Origin of the sequence: Kocuria sp. CPCC 205261 (assembly GCF_040981025.1) — a bacterium.
Lineage (GTDB): Bacteria > Actinomycetota > Actinomycetes > Actinomycetales > Micrococcaceae > Kocuria > Kocuria marina.
Genome location: NZ_JAVKPU010000001.1, coordinates 182,361 through 198,900 on the forward strand (window position 1 = coordinate 182,361; position 16,540 = coordinate 198,900).

A 16,540-nucleotide genomic window follows, 5' to 3' on the forward strand; every position below is an offset into this window, starting at 1 on the left:
TCCCGGCGTAGAATTGAGGGTGATGAACTCCCGGAGTTCAGCACTCGGTTCACCCACTGACGAGGGGCAACGATGACGGCAACCATTCAGCGAAAACAACGCACGTCAGCCCCGCCGCGCACACGGCTGCCGGTGTCGAACTTCGCCGCGAAAACCACCATGGCCGTCACCGGTCTTATTTTCGTCGGATTTGTGTTCGTGCACATGTACGGCAATCTGCACATCTTCCGCGGCCAGGAGGAGTTCGACCACTACGCACACTGGTTGCGCGAGATCCTGATGCCGCTCATGCCCTACGAGGGTGTCCTGTGGGTGCTGCGCGTCGTGTTGCTGATCAGCCTGGTGCTGCACGTGGGCTGCGGGCTCCTGCTGTGGACGCGCGCCCGTCGAGCCCGCGGGCCGTTCAAACGCACCGGGTTGCGTCGCGGCGACGCCCTGATGGCGCGCTCGATGCTCGGAACCGGCCTGGTGATCCTGCTGTTCGTGATCTTCCACATCCTGGACCTCACGCTGGGTGTCCAGCCGGCCGCATCCGGGTCGTTCGAGAGCGGATCGGCATACGCCAATCTGGTCGCCAGTTTCCAGCGGCCCCTCGTGGCCCTCTTCTACATGCTCACCATGCTGGTGCTCACCGTGCACGTGGCCCACGGGACGTGGACCGCCGCCAACGACCTCGGCGCCACCGGCAGGCGGCTGCGGCAGCTCGCCGCGTGGGTGGCAGGGCTGGTCGCCATTGTCATCTGCCTGGGTAACATCTCGATCCCCGTCTTGGTTCTCCTGGGAGTGATTCAGTGATGACGGCATCCTCGACCACCCAGCCGCACGCCCTGCTGGACGAGCTGCGCACCGTGGGCTCGGACCTCCCTGGCCTGGGCTCGGACGTGCCCCCGTCCCAGATGTGGGCGGACCGGCGGCTGCACTACCGCATGGTGGGCCCGCTCAACCGTCGGAAGTTCACCGTGGTCGTCGTGGGCACCGGACTCGCCGGTGCAGGTGCGGCGGCGGCCCTGGGCGAACTCGGCTACAACGTGGAGTCGTTCACCTTCCACGACGCCCCGCGCCGCGCCCACTCGGTGGCCGCCCAGGGCGGCATCAATGCCGCACGCGCCCGCACGGTGGACAACGACTCGATCGCCCGGTTCGTGAAGGACACCGTCAAGGGCGGCGACTTCCGCGGCCGCGAGGCCGATGCCTGGCGGCTGGCCGAGGAGAGCATCCGGGTCATCGACCACATGAACGCGATCGGCGCGCCCTTCGCCCGCGAGTACGGGGGCGGGCTGGCCACCCGCTCGTTCGGCGGCGTACAGGTCTCCCGGACCTACTACACGCGCGGGCAGACCGGTCAGCAGCTGCAGGTTGCCGCCGCCCAGGCGCTGCTGCGGCAGGTCTCCACGGGACAGGTGAACCTGCACACTCGCACGGAGATGCTGGACCTCATCGTCGTGGAGGGCCGCGCCCAGGGCATCGTGGTGCGCGACCTCGTGACCGGGCAGATCTCGGCGGTCACCGGGGACGCCGTGGTGCTCGCCACCGGCGGCTACGGCAACGTCTACTACCGCTCCACGCTGGCCAAGAACTCGAACGTCACCGCCGCATTCCGGGCTCATCGGCGCGGCGCGCTGTTCGCCAACCCGTGCTTCATCCAGTTCCACCCCACGGCCCTGCCGGTCTCCAGCGAGTGGCAGTCCAAGACCACTCTCATGAGCGAGTCCCTGCGCAACGACGGCCGAATCTGGGTTCCCGTGAAGGCCGGGGACCACCGGCCCCCGAACGACATTCCCGAGGACGAGCGCGACTACTACCTGGAACGCCGGTACCCGGCCTTCGGCAACCTCACACCGCGCGACGTCGCCAGCCGGGCCGCGCGCACCGAGATCGACGCGGGGCGCGGCGTCGGGCCGCTGAAGAACTCCGTCTACCTCGACTTCCGGGACGCCATCGAGCGCCTGGGCCGCAAGGTGATCGCAGAGCGCTACGGCAACCTTTTCGAGATGTACTCGGACGCCACCGGCGAGGACCCGTACGAGGAGCCCATGCGCATTGCGCCCGGCGCGCACTTCGCCATGGGCGGGCTGTGGAGCGACTACGACATGATGACGTCGATCCCCGGGCTGTTCGTGGGCGGCGAGGCCGGCTGGGGTTACCACGGCGCCAACCGCCTCGGGGCCAACTCGCTGCTGTCCGCGTGCGTGGACGGGTGGTTCACGCTCCCCTACTCGGTGCCCAACTACCTGGCACCGCTGCTGGGCAAGCCGAAGCTCTCGCCGGACGACGACGTCGTGCGGGCCGCGGTTACCGAGGCCGAGGCCGGGGTGCAGGCGCTGGTCGCGATCGGCGGCACGCAGGGCCCGGAGCGCTTCCACCGCCGGCTGGGCGACCTGCTGTACGAGAAGTGCGGGGTGACGCGCACCGCCGAGGGGCTGGCCGAGGGTCTGCGAGGCATCCGGGAGCTGCGCAGGGAGTTCTGGAGCGACCTGCGGGTGCAGGGGCGCCCGGACGGCTTCAACCAGGAGCTCGAGCGCGCCGGCCGCGTGGCCGACTACCTGGACATGGCCGAGCTCATGTGCCTGGACGCGCTGGACCGGGACGAGTCCGCCGGCGCGCACTTCCGCGAGGAGCACCAGACCGAGGGCGGCGAGGCCCAGCGCGACGACGAGCACTGGCTGTTCGCGTCCGCGTGGGAGCGTGCTGATTCCGGCGAGACCGGCGAAACGGGACCGCGCTACATCAGGCACCAGGAGCCCCTGGAGTTCCCCAGCGTCCCGCCCGAGACCCGCGACTACCGATGAGAGGACCATCCTCATGAAACTCACGTTGAAAGTCTGGCGTCAGGAGTCCGGCGCCGAGGACGGGCACTTCGAGGAGTACCCGCTGGAGGACGTGGGGCCCGAGTTCTCCCTCCTGGAGGCGCTCGACAAGCTCAACGACGACCTCGTTGCCCGTGGCGAGGAGCCGATCGCGTTCGACTCGGACTGCCGCGAGGGCATCTGCGGGGCGTGCGGCGTGACCGTGGACGGCAGACCCCACGGCCCTCAGGAGAAAACGCCGTCCTGCCGGCAGCACCTCCGCTCCTTCGAGGACGGCGCCACCGTGCAGCTCGAACCGTTCCGCAGCGGCGCGTTCCCCGTGGTCAAGGACCTCGCGGTGGACCGCAGCGCGCTGGACCGGGTGATCGAAGCCGGTGGTTTCGTCTCCACCTCCGTGGGCACCGCCCCGGACGCGGACGCCATCCCGGTGTCCCACGAGGCCGCGGAGTGGGCGCTGGACCTGGCGGCGTGCATCGGCTGCGGTGCGTGCGTGGCCGCGTGCCCCAACGGTTCCGCCCAGCTGTTCGCCGGGTCCAAGACCATGCACCTGGCCACGCTGCCCTCCAGCTCCAAGGAGCGGGGCCGCCGGGCCAAGGGCATCACGCGGGCGGCCGAGGAGGAGTTCGGTCCGTGCTCGGTCTACGGCGAGTGCGCGGAGGTGTGCCCCGCGGGCATCCCGCTCACCGCGATCGCCGGGCTCAACCGGGAGAAGCTGCGGCAGGTGCTGCGCAACAAGGACGACTGACCCGCTCCCCCGACGACAGACGACGACGCTCGGTGCCCCTGTGAGGGCACCGAGCGTCGTCGTACGGGCGGGTTCGCCGGGCGGACTATATGGCGAGGTCGCCGAGGATCCACATCCAGCCGCTGCCCACGACGGTCCAGATGACAATGATCGCGACGGACATGATGAAGGCGACCTTGAACCACTCGGAGACCTTGATGTACCCGGAGCCGTAGACCACGCCGGACGGGCCGGACGCGTAGTGGCTGATGGCGCCGAAGAGGTTGCCGATGAAGCCGAGAGCGAGGGCCGCAAACATCGGCGGGGCACCGGCGGTGATGGCCGCGCCCAGGAACACGCCGTACATGGCGACGATCTGCGCGGTGTTCGAGGCGAACATGTAGTGCGCGTAGAAGTAGACGAGCGCCAGGATGGCAAAGGCAACAGCCCAGGGCATGCCACCGACGGCACCGGAAACCACCGAGCCGATCCAGGTGATGACTCCCAGGTTGTTCAGGTTCTCCGCCATGCCCACCAGGACCGCGAAGAAGATCAGGGTGTTCCAGGCGGAGCCGTTCTTGGCCATGTCGTTCCAGGTGAGCACCTTGGTCACGAGCAGCACCGCAATGCCCACGAAGGCCGCCGTGGTGGCGTTGACGCCAATGGCCGTGCCAAAGACCCACAGCACCAGGAGCAGCACGAACGTGGCCGCCATGACGATCTCACCGCGGGTCATGGACCCCATCTTCTGCAGCTCGCTGCGCGCCATGGTGGGTGCTTCCGGAGTGCTCTTCAGCGTGGGCGGGTAGACCTTCATGAGCAGCCACGGGACCACCGCCAGGCTCACGAGGCCGGGGATCAGCGCGGCCAGGGCCCACTGGCCCCAGGAGATGTGCACGCCCAGCTTCTCGGCGGAGGCCACGGCCAGTGGGTTGCCGGCCATGGCGGTGATGAACATGGCGCTGGTGATCACGTTGACGTGGGCAGCGGTGAACGTGAGGTAGGAGCCGAGCTTCCTGCGGGACTCGTCGGTGTTTGGGGTGGAGCCCTGCACCTCCGCGACGGAGCGGACGATCGGGTAGATCACACCACCCGCGCGGGCCGTGTTGGACGGGGTGGCCGGTGCGAGCAGGAGGTCCGTGACGGCCATGCCGTAGGCGATGCCCAGGGGCGATTTGCCGAGGACCCTGAGGAACATCAGGGCCACGCGGCGTCCCAGCCCGGTGAGCAGGAAGCCGTCCGCGATGAAGAACGCCGCGACGATCAACAGCACGGCGGAGTTGGAGAACCCGCTCAGGGCCTCCCCGCTCTTGACGTCCATGGCACCGGTGATCATGGCGGTGGCCAGTCCGATCAGCGCCACCGACGGGGTGGGCAGGGGCTGCAGGATGAGCCCCAGGATGGTCGCGACGAAGATGCCGAGCATGTGCATGCCGCGGGGGTCCACGCCCTCAGGTGCGGGGATGAAGAAGATCACCGCGCCGATGAGAATCATGAGCCCGAATTTCCAGAGCATCGAGACAGTGTCTCGGCTCATGGTTCTGGATTCGTGAGTGGAATCAACCTGATGGCCGGACATTTCCGCCTCCGAGTGTCGCTCCGGTGTGAGACTCTTCTTCCCTCAATTTTAGGCCCGTGGCCAGCGAAAATACGGCTCCCTGGTCATGCGGAGGCGACCGGTCTGGTGATTCTCGTCACCGTTCATTGGGTGACTATGGTCACTGGGTCAAAGGCCGGATGCGGGTCGGTTTTCAACCGTCCGTAGGTGTCGACGTCGAGACGTTCTCCGTCCACCAGGAATTTCTGGCGCTGGGTGCCTTCCTTGACGAAACCAGCTCTTCTCGCGACGACGCCGGAGGCCGGGTTGTTGACGCGGTGGCCAAGTTCGAGACGATCCAGTCCGCGCTCCGCGAGGGCCCACTCCGCGATCGTGGCCGCGGCACGGCTCATGACTCCCCTGCCGCGCGCCCGGTCGGTCATCCAGTACCAGAACCAGCCGTTCCTGTTGTCCTCGTCGACCGTGACGCAGACCAGGCCGATCAGTGCGTCGGACTCGACGACGGCCCAGGGCTCGTGGGGCGAGTCCGGGCTCACGAGGCGGGCGACGTACGCCGAGGCCTCCTCGGCCGTGGTGACCACGCCTTGACGGGCCATGTCGGGGTTGGAGGCGAAAGCCTGGTGAACAGCATGGGCGTCCGCCTGTCGCAATCTACGAAGGAACAGGGCTTCATCAGGCACGGCAACATTCCTCACCAGTCAATGATCGGAGAAGCCTCGCGGGCGTCCCAGAGATGCGCCTTAGACGTCGGCAGCAAAGTCACCTGACACGGCTGCTCCGAACAACGACAGTTCAGCCCGGCTCAGTAGTGGTATCGAGCCTGCAAGATCACGAGATCCTCACCAGTCACGAGGTAGACGAGCCGGTGCTCCTCGTTGATGCGCCGCGACCACGAGCCCCGCGCCCCGTACTTCAACTGCTCCGGCTTGCCGATGCCCTCGAACGGCTCGCGCAGGCAGGCATCGATGAGCAGGTTGATCCGCTTGAGGATTCTCCGGTCGGCGGTCTGCCAGTACGTGTAGTCCTCCCAGGCGGCCTCGTCCCAGACCAGCCGCATTCAGACGTCCCGAGACTGGCTGACCGACTCGTCGGAACGGTCGAGCTCGTGGACCTGGGTCTTCCCGACACGGGCACGATCGTAGGCGTCGAGAAGCCTGCGGGCGTTCGACGGCGACCGGAACAGGTAGGCGGTCTCCTGCCACGCCGCGTACTCGTCGGCGGGCATGAGCACCGCGTTGCCCTTCCGAGAGACGATCTCGATGGCTTCTTGGTCCTCGTTCACGCGCTCGATGAGCGGGAAGAGAGTCTTGCGGGCCTCGCTTGCGCTGATGGACATGGAGTACCTTCCCTACGTTGACTGGTACCCGTTTATGGTACCAGTCAACCTCCTGGCGTGGTCCGCATGACGACGATCAGGCATGGGCTTCCTTCACTGGGGACGTTGCCGACGCCCTCAGACAATACGGCTCAGGCTGCTTCGTTCCTCAGGGGCCAAACAGGGCCAGGGGCACCACGGCGATACCGTCCCGCCGCCGATAGGCGATCGGACCCGTCGTGATGATCAGACCATCCACAAAACGTGATCCCAGCTGGTCGCGCAACCAGCGCAGGTGCTTGCCATCGGAGTCGCTGACAGCTGCCGCGAGTTTTACCTCAATGCCGACGACTCCGCCGTCGGCCCGCACGACCACGAGGTCCACCTCGTGGTCGCCGTTGCGCGTCCGCAGGTGTGCAATGTCGACCTCCGCGGCCTGGGCAGCGACACGGACGCACAATGTCACCAACGATTCGAAGAGCATCCCCAGCATGGAACCCGCCTGGGGACGAAGTGGCTCCCCTTTGCCGCCCAGCAGTGCGTCGGCGCCCAGGCCGAGGAGGCGAGCCGCTAGAGCAGGATCGGCCAGGTGGTGCTTCGGAGCCTGCCCGAGGCGAGTCATCGGACTGCCGACCGGGCTCCAGGCCGGCACAGGGTCGAGAAGCCACAAGGAGGCCAGCACCTGGCGGTAGGACTCGGCGGTCGCCCGTGCCGGCTTCTCACTGTGACCAGGGGTCGCCGCGTCCAGGATCTGGGAGTAGCTCGCCGTCGTCGAACTCGCGGAAGCGTAGGCGCGCAACCAGGCCATCATGGCTTCCGGTCGGCGGACGGCCAGGCCCTGTTCCGGCACGTCACGCTCCACCGCGTTGCGCAAGTAGGAATCGAGCTGGAAGCCCCGGGCGCGGGCGCTCAGGCCGCGCATCCCCGGGAAACCCGACGCAACGATCTCCTCCACGTATTCGGGCAGCCCCATCGTTGACTCGCCCTGGATGGAGTCACGTCCGGCCAGAACAGCGGCGAGGCTCACGGTTGGTGTTTCCAGACCACGCTCGGCGAGCGTCATCGGACGCATGCGCAGGCGACCGATCCGGCCGGCTCCCGAGTGCTGCACGGTTCCGTCCTGGGGACTCGCACTGCCGGTCAACAGGAACTGCCCGCCCACGGCGTCCTCATCCACGGCGCGGCGAACAACGTCCCACACCTCTGGCATCTTCTGCCATTCATCGATGAGGAGCGGACGCGGGCGGCGGAGAATGATCTGCGGATCCGCTGCGACAGGCTCCCGAACGGCTTTGGAGTCCAGCTTCACCAGCCCAGCCGCCCGTTGTTCCGCCGTCGTGGTCTTGCCTACGGCCTTGGGGCCGTCCAGCGCGAGGGCCGCCACCTCGCCAAAGAGATCATCCAGCTCGAGGTCCACGACGCGACGGGTGTACGACATGGCTTAATCATACCGTTAGCAGGTGTCGCACTAGACAAAACGCATGGCCTGAACTCAACAGAACGCCGCCAGGTTGGCACTGAACTGGCCACCTTGACGGACATCGCGCTCTGACCCGCCGGGGGCGAGGCTCACACACCCGTCGTTCGAGCAATTCAAACCCAGGCTCCGCTGCTCCGACATCACTCGCCCGGCCAAGGACGGGGCAAGCCCCGCAACGCTCCAGCGGGGGACAGTCCTCACGCTGGAACGGAAGTCGCTTACGCTCCAAAGACAGTTCAGCTCACACGTTGAACCTGAACTCCACCACATCCCCATCCTGCATCACGTACTCCTTACCCTCCATGCGCACCTTGCCCGCGGCCTTCGCGTCGGCCATGGACCCGGCGGCCATGAGGTCGTCGTAGGAGACGATCTCCGCCTTGATGAAGCCCCGCTCGAAGTCCGAGTGGATCACCCCGGCGGCCTTGGGGGCGGTGTCGCCCTGGTTGATGGTCCACGCGCGGGCCTCCTTGGGGCCGGCGGTGAGGTAGGTCTGCAGGCCCAGGGTGGAGAAGCCCACGCGGGCGAGCTTGTCCAGACCGGACTCGTCCTGGCCCTCCATCTCCAGCATCTCGCGGGCCTCCTCCTCGGAGAGCTCCACGAGGTCAGCCTCGAGCTTCGCGTCCAGGAACACGCACTGCGCGGGCGCCACAAGCGCCTCCAGCTCAGCCTGACGCTCGGGTGAGGACAGCACGCCCTCGTCCGCGTTGAACACGTAGATGAACGGCTTGGCGGTGAGCAGGTTCAGCTCGCGCAGGTTGTCGGTGTCGAGCTTCTCGGGCCCGGCGGCCTCGAAGATCGTGCGGCCCTCCGCCAGCACCTTCTCCGCGGCCTGGTACGCCGCGAGCTGCTCGGGCGAGCCCTTCTTGATCTTGACCTGCTTCTCCAGCTTGGGGATCGCGTTCTCCAGCGTCTGCAGGTCCGCGAGGATCAGCTCGGTGTTGATGGTCTCGCGGTCCGAGGCCGGGTCGATCTTGCCGTCCACGTGGATCACGTCCGGATCGTCGAACACCCGGATGACCTGGGCGATCGCGTGCGCCTCACGGATGTTGGCCAGGAACTGGTTGCCCAGCCCCTCCCCCTCGGACGCGCCCTTCACGATGCCCGCGATGTCCACGAAGGACACCGTGGCCGGCACGATCTTCTGCGAATCGAACAGCTCCGCGAGCTTGTCCAGCCGCTCGTCCGGCAGGTTCACCACGCCCACGTTCGGCTCGATGGTCGCGAACGGATAGTTCGCGGCGAGCACCGTGTTGCGCGTGAGCGCGTTGAACAGGGTTGATTTTCCGACGTTCGGCAGACCGACGATTCCAATAGTAAGAGCCACGGTCCGCCATCTTACCGGGGCCGCCCGACGACGCCGCCACGCGACTCCGCGGCCCACCCCACCCCTGACACATGTCACGCCCCACTCGTGACAATCAGCAGTTCAGCGCCGACCCGCCGCACGGGAATCTGGACCCATGAACACCACACACCCACCGCAGCCCCACTCCCCCGCCATCCAGGTAGAGGACGCCGTCAAGACCTTCCGCACCCGCTCCGAGACGGTCCGCGCCGTGCAGGGTGTCTCGCTGGAGATCCCGCGCGGCGGCGTCGTCGCCCTGCTGGGGCCCAACGGCGCCGGGAAGACGACCCTGCTGGACATGGTGCTCGGCATGAGCGAGCCCACCTCCGGGGCGGTGAGCGTGTGCGGCGAGCGCCCGCGCGCCGCCGTGGCCCACGGGAAGGTGGGCGCGGTGCAGCAGGTGGGCGGGCTGCTCGCGGACCTGAGCGTGCGCGAGACCGTGACCATGATCGCGTCCCTCTACCCGGACCACCTGCCCGTGGACGAGGCGCTGGAACGGGCGGGGGCGGCGTCGTTCGCGCGCCGGAAGGTGGCCAAGTGCTCGGGCGGGCAGCAGCAGCGCGTCCGCTTTGCCCTGGCCCTGCTCCCGCGCCCCGAGCTGCTCGTGCTGGACGAGCCGACCGCGGGCATGGACGTGCAGTCCCGCACCGAGTTCTGGGACGCGATGCGCGCCGAGACCGAGCGCGGACTCACGGTCGTGTTCGCCACGCACTACCTCCAGGAGGCGGAGGACATTGCCGAGCGGATCGTCCTGATGGATGCCGGGCGCGTCACGTTCGACGGCTCCGTGGACGAGCTGCGCTCCATGTCTCGGCACCACACCGTCTCCTTCGTGTGGCCAACGGCCGAACCACTGCCCGAGTTCGCGGGCGCCGCCGTCTCGCGCCGCTCGGAGTCCCGCGTGCACCTGCGCACCGAGGACGCGGACGCCCTCGCGCGCGAGCTGCTGACCCGCACCCCCGCGAGCGCCCTGGAGATCTCCCGGGGCGGCCTGGACGAGGCGTTCGCCGCTTTGATCCATCGAGACGACGCGGCCGCGTGAACCCGCGCGCAGCGCACCGCGGGTGACCGCACCGTTCTCCCGCCCCTCCCCTCGCCCCGCAGCTCGTGCGCCCATAACCGCACCCCGACCCCGAGGAGACCGTCATGTCCCTGACCTACACCGCCCACGACGTCCTGCGGAACGTCCGCGCGATCCCCAACCTGGTGTTCGTGGCCCTGCTGCCCGCCGTGCTGTTCATCCTGTTCGGCGCGGTGCAGGGCTGGTCCGATGCCCGCCTGCCTGGGGGCAACGTGTCCGCGTACGTGATGGTGTCGATGGCCGTCTACGGGGCCGTCACCGCCACCACCGCGATCTCCGCAGGCGCGGCCGTGGAACGGTTGCAAGGCTGGGGCCGGCAGCTCGCCCTGACCCCCATGGGCACGGGCGGCTACGCGGCCACCAAGGTGGCGGTGGCTCTGCTGATCGCCGTGCTGCCCGTGGTCATCGTGTTCCTGGTGGGAGCGTTCACCAACGCCTCGATGGACGACCTCTGGCGCTGGGCACTGGCCGCCGTGCTGTGCGTGGTGGTCTCCGTGGTGTTCGCCCTCTACGGGCTTGCCGCGGGCCTGATCTTCCGCTCGGACACCGCCGTGGGGGCCGCCTCCGGCGCCCTGGTGGTGTTCGCGTTCTTCGGCAACGTGTTCATGCCGCTCTCCGGCGGGATGCTGACCGTCGCCCGCTTCACCCCCATGTATGGAATCGTGGGCATTGCCCGCTATCCCGTGACCGAAGGTGAGGTGGCCACCATGGGCGGTGCCCCGCAGACCGACAGCCTGCTGTGGCTCGTGGTCAACGCGGTGGCCTGGGCCGCCGTGTTCGGGATCATCGCGCTGCTGGCCGCCCGGACGTCCACGGCCCGCCGATGAGCGCCCCCACGGGGACCGCCCCGCGCCCACGCACCAAGGAGCCCGAGCACGACTGGTCTGACCTGCTGTTCGCCACCGTCTGGCTCGTGTTCCTCGTGATCCCCGCCGCGGCACTGCTGCAGAGTGACGAGCCGGTCTGGGCCACTGCCCTGGGACTGCTCGGACTGGTGCTCTTCGCCGGGCTCTACACGCTCTCCTGGATCCGGCAGATCCTGGTCCCGCGCCTGAGCGTGCTGGGCAACGCCGTGCTGTGGTGCGCGGTTCTGCTGGTGCCGCTGACCCTGTTGCTGCCGGCCTCGCCGTGGGGCATGACCTACACGGCCCCGTTCTTCGTGGCCGTGTGCGCGTTCCGGCTGCCCCTGCGCCAGGGCATCCTGGCCTCGCTCCTGATCGAGGTGGCGGCCCTGGTGCCGCTGCTCATGCTGCTCCCCCGGGAGCAGTGGTTCTGGCCGCTGTTCGGCCTGGTCCTGCCCGGGCCGATCATCCTGCTCTCCCGCTTCGCCGTGGATCGCTCCGAGACCCACGAGCGCCTGGCCCGCGAGCTCGAGATCTCCCGGCAGCGCGAGGCCGTGGGTCGGGACGTGCACGACATCCTGGGCCACTCCCTCACGGTCATCACCGTCAAGACCCAGCTCGCCCAGCGTCTCGTGGAGACGGACCCGCGCCGCGCCGTCGCCGAACTCGACGACGTCCTGGCCCTGTCCCGCGAAGCCCTCACCGACGTGCGCTCCACGGTCGGCAAGCTGCGGGACCTGGACCTGGGCGTGGAACTCGTTCAGGCACGCGCCGCCCTGCGCGCCGCCGGGATCACCCCGCACCTGCCGTCCTCGGCCCCGCCCCTGGACGCCGCCACCCGTTCCGCGTTCGCGTGGATCCTGCGCGAGGCCGTGACCAACGTGGTCCGCCACTCGGGCGCGGCGCACTGCCGCGTGACGCTCACCGGTTCGTCGCTTCGCATCGCGGACGACGGCGCACGGGCCGCGGGTGCCTCCACTCACCACTCAGCGCGAACCGACACCGCCGCTCGTCCGGGCGGCGGGGCGCCCTCAACGAGCCGCCCGCGCCCTGACGACGCCGCGGCGGATGTGCCCCAACGGGACGGGGTGGGGCCTGTCGGCCCGGACACGCCGCGGCCGGTGCGTGCCGGGGCCCGCGGTGAGGCGGCGTCGTCGCGCTCCGGACCCGAGGCGAGCACCGGGGGCGGTGCCGCCGAACCGGAGCTGCGAGAGGGCAACGGCATCCGCGGCATGAAGGAGCGGGCTCATACGGCGGGATGTGAGGTGACCGTGGCGCGGGATCCCCGGGGCGGCACGATCGTGGAGGTGAGGCGCGCATGACCGAGATCCGAGTGCTGATCGCGGACGACCAGGCCCTCGTGCGCGCCGGACTGGCCGCCCTGCTGGACCTGGAACCGGACATCACCGTGGTGGCCCAGGCCGCTGACGGCGCCGAAGCGGTCGCTCTTGCCGGGGAGCGCCCCGTGGACGTGGCCCTGCTGGACATCGAGATGCCCGGCCTCACGGGCCTGGAGGCCACCGAGCGGATCGTGGCCGCCGGGCGCGGGACGCGGTGCCTGATGGTCACCACGTTCGACCGCCCCGGCTACCTGCGGCGCGCGTTCGACGCCGGGGCGTCCGGCTTCGTGGTCAAGGACACCCCCGCTGCGGAGCTCGCGGAGGCCATCCGGAAGGTGCACGCGGGGCTGCGCGTGGTCGACCCGGCGCTGGCCGAGAAGTCCCTGCTGGCCGGGCCGAACCCCCTGACCCCGCGGGAGCAGGACGTGCTGCGCGAGGCGTCCCACGGGGCCTCGGCGGGGCGGATCGCCCGGGCCCTGCAGCTCTCCGCGGGGACGGTGCGCAACCACCTGTCGGCCGCGATCGGCAAGACCGGAACCACCAACCGGACCGAGGCGGTGGCCGTCGCCGCGCGCAACGGGTGGCTGTAGCCCTCCGGGTCCGGTGATGAGCTCAGCCGGGGCGCTTATGCGTGTCGGACAGCATTGTCATGGTGAGCGCATGGATGCTTCGGCGATGGCTCAGGTGTGGTGGTTGTGGGCGCTGTTCGCCCTCGTGGTGGGCGTGGTACTGGGGTACGTGCTGGCCCACCAGAAGTCCACGGCCCTGGAGACCGAGCTGGAACAGGCCCAGGAGCAGCGGATTGCCGCGCTGCAGGACGCCGCCTCCGCCCGGGCGGCCGCGGAGCAGCTCGAGCAGCGGGTGGAGTCCCTGGAGGCCCGGGCTGTGCAGGACCAGGACGTCATGCGCGCCCTGGCACCGCTCAACGACCAGCTCTCCTCCGTGGGACGCCACGTGAACCAGCTGGAGCGGGACCGCGCCGCGCAGTTCGGCGCCGTGGCCCAGGCGCTGGAGGCCGCTCGCACCACGGACCAGCAGCTGCTTCAGGCCACCGGGTCATTGGAGTCCTCCTTGCGCTCCACCACGGCACGCGGGGCGTGGGGCGAGATGCAGCTGCGCCGCGTGGTGGAGGCCGCCGGCATGACCCGGCACGTGGATTTCGCCGAGCAGTCCGTGCGTACCACGGACAGCGGCGTGCAGCGACCGGACATGGTGGTCAACCTGCCCGGTGCGCAGACCGTGGTGGTAGATGCCAAGGCCCCCATGAACTCGTACTTGGACGCCCAGGCGGTCCCGTCGGACGGCGCGGCAGAGAGCGAGCAGCGCCGCGCCCAGTTGCTCGTGGCCCACGCCAAAGCACTGCGCTCCCACGTGAACACCCTGGGCACCAAGAGGTACTGGTCCGCGGAGGAGAACTCCCCCGAGCTCGTGATGTGTTTCGTGCCCATCGAGTCCGCGCTCGCCGCTGCCCTGGACGCGGATGCGTCCCTGTTGGAGTACGCCGCGCGCAACAACGTGGCGTTGGTGTCCCCCGTGTCCCTGTTGGCCGCCCTCAAGGCCGTGGCATTCAGCTGGCGTCAGGCCACCCTCACGGACAATGCGCGGGAGCTCTACCGGTTGTCGCGGGAGCTGTACGACCGCATGGGTGCGGTGGGCAAACACCTGGCCGACATGGGCGGGTCACTGCGGCGCTCCGTGGACGGGTACAACAAACTCGTGGGGTCGCTGGAATCACGGGTGCTGCCCTCTGCCCGGAAGATCGCCGAGCTGGATCCCACGAGCACGGGAACCGATGCCCTGGACACCAAACCCGTGGACTCGGTCCCCCGTCCGGTCACGGCCACGGAGTTCGTGCGGGACTGAGGCGGGCGGGCGTTCCTTCCGGGCGCGAGCGCGGCAGGAAGCGGTCCGGCCGGAACGGTGGGTCACTGCGCAGCGATCGCGCCGGGAGCAGAGCCCGCACGCCAGCCCTCCCCAATCGCGAGCGGCTCCGAACGGAGCGGCGGGGATCAGCGGGTGGGCTTGGCCCCGCGGCCGCCCAACCGACGGGACGTGTCCCCGTCCTGGGCCAGCTTGGCGCGCAATTCCTTGGGCAGGGAGAACAGAATGTCTTCCTGGGCGGTGACCACTTCGTCCACGGACGAGTAGCCGTACTCCGCGAGCAGGTCCAGGACCTGGCGCACGAGGACCTCGGGAACCGAAGCACCGGAGGTCACGCCGACGGTTGCGACACCCTCGAACCAGGACTCGTCCACCTGGTGGGCGAAGTCCACGCGTTCGGCGCGCCGGGCCCCGTACTCGAGGGCCACCTCCTTGAGGCGCACGGAGTTCGACGAGTTGGCCGAGCCCACCACGATCACCAGGTCCGCTTGCGGGGCGATCTCCTTGATCGCCGCCTGGCGGTTGGAGGTCGCGTAGCAGATGTCGTCGCTGGGGGGATCGATCATGTTGGGGAACCGGGCGCGCAGCCGGTTCACGGTCTCCATGGTCTCGTCCACGCTCAACGTGGTCTGGGACAGCCACACGAGTTTGTCCGGGTCCTGGACCTCGATGCTGTCCACGTCCTCCGGGGAGTTCACGATCTGGATGTGTTCGGGGGCCTCCCCGAACGTGCCCTCGACCTCTTCGTGGCCCACGTGGCCGATGAGCAGGATCTCGTAGTCGCTCTTGGCGAAGCGCACGGCCTCGCGGTGCACCTTGGTCACGAGCGGGCACGTGGCGTCGATGGTGTGGAGGTTGCGGTCGTGGGCGGACTGCACCACGGCCGGAGACACCCCGTGGGCGGAGAACACCAGCAGGGAGCCCTCAGGCACCTCGTCCGTCTCCTCCACGAAGATCGCACCGCGCTCCTCGAGGGTCTGGACCACGTGCTTGTTGTGCACGATCTCCTTGCGCACGTACACCGGAGCACCGTAGTGCTCGAGCGCCTTCTCCACGGCGATCACCGCGCGATCCACGCCCGCGCAGTATCCGCGCGGCGCGGCCAACAGGACCTTGCGCTCTCCGGTGACCGGAGCGGCGTCGGCAATTTCCTGGGGGGTGCGACGAACCCGGGGAACGGTGGGCATGGACAGGTCAACCACAGTGGACATGTCCTTAATGGTAAGTGACCATACGGGAGCGCACCACGGCGCCGATCACACCCACCAGGGCCACGCACGCGGCACCGATCATGCCCGTAACGCTGCGTCCCACGAAGGATTCTCGCAGCAGGGTGATGATCTGTTCCGTGACCAGGTGCGCCACGGGTTCCACACCGGACGCGTCCACCACGGAGCTCGCGGCCCACAGCACCACGGCGAGCAGGACACCGGTGAACAGCACACCGGCCAGGCCCACCCCGGCGATCGCGAGCCACCGCCGCGGGCTGACCACCACGGCGAGCACCGCGAGCAGCGCCACGAGCCACGGCAGGGCATACCGCCATGGGGCGAGCCCCACCAGGGCGTCCAGCACGCGACCGGTCTCGGCACCGGGGACCGTCATGGTCAGATCGTTGCGGGCGATCCCCGGGGAGATCCCGATGACGTCCTCGACCTGGTGATCCACGGCGGCGCCCAACGCGGTGGCGTCCACCACGAGGTGTTCGGGCGCGTCCGCGGAATCGGCACTCAGGGGGACGTTCGCGTCGTGGGTGTCCTGCAGGACCTGGATCCACGTCCCCTGTTGCTCGGGGGCGGTGAGCCAGGACTGTGCGGCGGTGATCGCCGTTTCCCGGACCCGCTCGATGGCCTGGTCCACGGGTTCGATCCCGATCTCGACGTCGCTCAGGGCGCTGAACGTCGCGCGGTCCAGGACGGTGCGCACGAGTTCGTCCTGGAAGGTCGTCTCGGTGACCACGGCCGCCGCGGTGTCCTGGAACCCCGAGGGCGAGAGCAGGTGGTCCTGGATCCAGGTCAGCCCCAGCCACGCGGCGAACCCCGCACCGGCCAGGATCGCGCACAGGGCGGCGCACAGGCTGCGCAGCAGCGCCGCGGGACGGGATGACGGAGATGAGCTCACGACTCCAATGTACGGAGAACCGGCTGTGCGTGTCCCCGTCGGG

At 69.0% G+C, this 16,540-nt stretch carries 16 protein-coding genes; 8 read left to right on the plus strand and 8 right to left on the minus strand.

The genetic code is table 11. From position 1 onward, the window contains the following. Positions 1–72: 72 nt before the first annotated feature. Genes RF646_RS00820 through RF646_RS00830 form a run of 3 tightly spaced genes read left to right on the plus strand, consistent with a single transcriptional unit; the run spans position 73 to position 3,552 of the window. Positions 73–795 (plus strand): succinate dehydrogenase cytochrome b subunit, encoded by a 723-nt coding sequence (locus RF646_RS00820; protein ID WP_368834958.1) that lies wholly within the window; start codon positions 73–75, stop codon positions 793–795. After that, complete coding sequence (locus tag RF646_RS00825; protein WP_368834959.1) at positions 795–2,789, plus strand: fumarate reductase/succinate dehydrogenase flavoprotein subunit; 1,995 nt, start codon at positions 795–797, stop codon at positions 2,787–2,789. Before RF646_RS00820 ends, RF646_RS00825 begins: the two co-directional genes overlap by 1 nt. A 13-nt stretch (positions 2,790–2,802) precedes the next feature. Continuing rightward, the gene (locus RF646_RS00830) at positions 2,803–3,552 is read left to right on the plus strand and encodes a succinate dehydrogenase/fumarate reductase iron-sulfur subunit (protein ID WP_368834960.1); all 750 of its coding nucleotides are present in this window, start codon (positions 2,803–2,805) and stop codon (positions 3,550–3,552) included. An 85-nt stretch (positions 3,553–3,637) separates the two neighbouring features. Here the strand turns inward: RF646_RS00830 and RF646_RS00835 are convergent, their stop codons facing one another. The 6 genes from RF646_RS00835 to ychF all read right to left on the minus strand — a co-directional run bounded on the left by RF646_RS00835 (position 3,638) and on the right by ychF (position 9,211). Then, positions 3,638–5,068 (minus strand): anion permease, encoded by a 1,431-nt coding sequence (locus RF646_RS00835; RefSeq protein WP_368834961.1) that lies wholly within the window; start codon positions 5,066–5,068, stop codon positions 3,638–3,640. A gap of 164 nt (positions 5,069–5,232) precedes the next feature. After that, positions 5,233–5,769, minus strand: a complete 537-nt coding sequence (locus RF646_RS00840; protein ID WP_368834962.1) for a GNAT family N-acetyltransferase — start codon at positions 5,767–5,769, stop codon at positions 5,233–5,235. Between the two features lie 122 nt (positions 5,770–5,891). After that, positions 5,892–6,146, minus strand: coding sequence for a Txe/YoeB family addiction module toxin (locus tag RF646_RS00845; protein WP_035965439.1), 255 nt, complete (start codon positions 6,144–6,146; stop codon positions 5,892–5,894). Next, positions 6,147–6,425 (minus strand): type II toxin-antitoxin system Phd/YefM family antitoxin, encoded by a 279-nt coding sequence (locus RF646_RS00850; protein ID WP_239320797.1) that lies wholly within the window; start codon positions 6,423–6,425, stop codon positions 6,147–6,149. It abuts the gene before it with no gap. A 148-nt stretch (positions 6,426–6,573) separates the two neighbouring features. Next, the gene (locus tag RF646_RS00855; RefSeq protein WP_193518846.1) at positions 6,574–7,842 is read right to left on the minus strand and encodes an ATP-binding protein; all 1,269 of its coding nucleotides are present in this window, start codon (positions 7,840–7,842) and stop codon (positions 6,574–6,576) included. 283 nt (positions 7,843–8,125) lie between these two features. Beyond that, positions 8,126–9,211: a redox-regulated ATPase YchF gene (gene ychF, locus RF646_RS00860; protein WP_070636782.1), complete on the minus strand. Its 1,086-nt coding sequence runs from the start codon at positions 9,209–9,211 to the stop codon at positions 8,126–8,128. Positions 9,212–9,347: 136 nt separating this feature from the next. Between ychF and RF646_RS00865 the strand changes: the two genes are divergently transcribed. The 5 genes from RF646_RS00865 to rmuC all read left to right on the plus strand — a co-directional run bounded on the left by RF646_RS00865 (position 9,348) and on the right by rmuC (position 14,358). Continuing rightward, positions 9,348–10,274, plus strand: a complete 927-nt coding sequence (locus tag RF646_RS00865; RefSeq protein WP_368834963.1) for an ABC transporter ATP-binding protein — start codon at positions 9,348–9,350, stop codon at positions 10,272–10,274. A gap of 104 nt (positions 10,275–10,378) precedes the next feature. Then, the gene (locus RF646_RS00870) at positions 10,379–11,140 is read left to right on the plus strand and encodes an ABC transporter permease (RefSeq protein WP_368834964.1); all 762 of its coding nucleotides are present in this window, start codon (positions 10,379–10,381) and stop codon (positions 11,138–11,140) included. After that, a complete protein-coding gene (locus RF646_RS00875) occupies positions 11,137–12,477 on the plus strand; it encodes a sensor histidine kinase (RefSeq protein ID WP_368834965.1) in 1,341 nt (446 codons plus the stop codon). The genes RF646_RS00870 and RF646_RS00875 overlap by 4 nt, the downstream gene beginning before the upstream one ends. Then, on the plus strand, positions 12,474–13,085 hold the full coding sequence (locus RF646_RS00880) for a response regulator (RefSeq protein WP_368834966.1): 612 nt from the start codon (positions 12,474–12,476) through the stop codon (positions 13,083–13,085). Before RF646_RS00875 ends, RF646_RS00880 begins: the two co-directional genes overlap by 4 nt. A gap of 70 nt (positions 13,086–13,155) precedes the next feature. After that, a complete protein-coding gene (gene rmuC / locus RF646_RS00885) occupies positions 13,156–14,358 on the plus strand; it encodes a DNA recombination protein RmuC (RefSeq protein WP_368834967.1) in 1,203 nt (400 codons plus the stop codon). Between the two features lie 146 nt (positions 14,359–14,504). On the opposite strand, the gene RF646_RS00890 is transcribed toward rmuC, so the two are convergent. Then, positions 14,505–15,587 (minus strand): 4-hydroxy-3-methylbut-2-enyl diphosphate reductase, encoded by a 1,083-nt coding sequence (locus RF646_RS00890; protein ID WP_162229180.1) that lies wholly within the window; start codon positions 15,585–15,587, stop codon positions 14,505–14,507. A gap of 4 nt (positions 15,588–15,591) precedes the next feature. Then, the gene (locus tag RF646_RS00895; protein ID WP_368834968.1) at positions 15,592–16,497 is read right to left on the minus strand and encodes a hypothetical protein; all 906 of its coding nucleotides are present in this window, start codon (positions 16,495–16,497) and stop codon (positions 15,592–15,594) included. Between the last annotated feature and the right edge of the window lie 43 nt (positions 16,498–16,540).